At 53.2% G+C, this 765-nt stretch carries 1 protein-coding gene; it reads right to left on the reverse strand.

Translation table 11 applies throughout. The annotated features are described in order from the left end of the window. On the reverse strand, window positions 1–737 hold a 737-nt coding region (locus HMPREF1627_RS01865; RefSeq protein ID WP_158705802.1), incomplete at its 3' end, for a hypothetical protein. Between the last annotated feature and the right edge of the window lie 28 nt (window positions 738–765).

A 765-nucleotide genomic window follows, 5' to 3' on the forward strand; every position in this document is an offset into this window, starting at 1 on the left:
ACTGCTGCACGTGCCCCGTGGGAACCGGGTGTCATTGATACGCCCATTGCGGAGGGCGTTCCTACGGCGTACACATTGTTGAGCACTTCTGCATTATCTCCAAGGGTCTGGGTGAACAACGGGTTTACGAGCGCGGGGCCACCGATGGTTGCCACAGTAATGTTGAGACCGTGAAGCCCCTGGATAATCTGCGCACTCTGCACCGGGTCAGTGTCTAGAATGATGCAGTTTTCAGTGGTCTTTTCTCCTAGATGTTTAACTAGTTCTTCAACAGACTTCTCAACGCCTTCGGCCCCGATTGTAATTTCAGTGCCTTTGATGCCATCAAATTGGGGTTGTGTGCCCTTGAAAATAATAGGGCTTTCGCATCCCAGAGCAGCGATGCGGTCTAAAATAAGCTCTTTTAGTCCTTGTTCTGACGGCATGGCGTACCATGCGCCTGCGGGGGCTTCAGCTTTGGGGACCTGATAAGGGAATACTATTGGCAGGTCCGCATCAAAAGCAGCTTGAGCCAGTGTATCTGTGTGCGCTCCGCTAGTTAACGCCACAATCGCGGTAGCACCTTGAGCCTTTAGTTCTTCGATTGCTTTGACGGAGCCATCTTCCGATCCCTGGTCAGAAGCTACTGGCAGATTTACTTTTTTCCCGCCCTGTTCCAGACGCCAAGCGGCTACTTGTGCTCCTTCACCGGCTAGGTCCCAGCCACGGCCTTCCGAAGGATCTTCGGTGTAGGACACGACCACACCTACGGACAGATCTGCAGGA

This window comes from Actinomyces sp. S6-Spd3, assembly GCF_000758755.1.
GTDB lineage: Bacteria > Actinomycetota > Actinomycetes > Actinomycetales > Actinomycetaceae > Pauljensenia.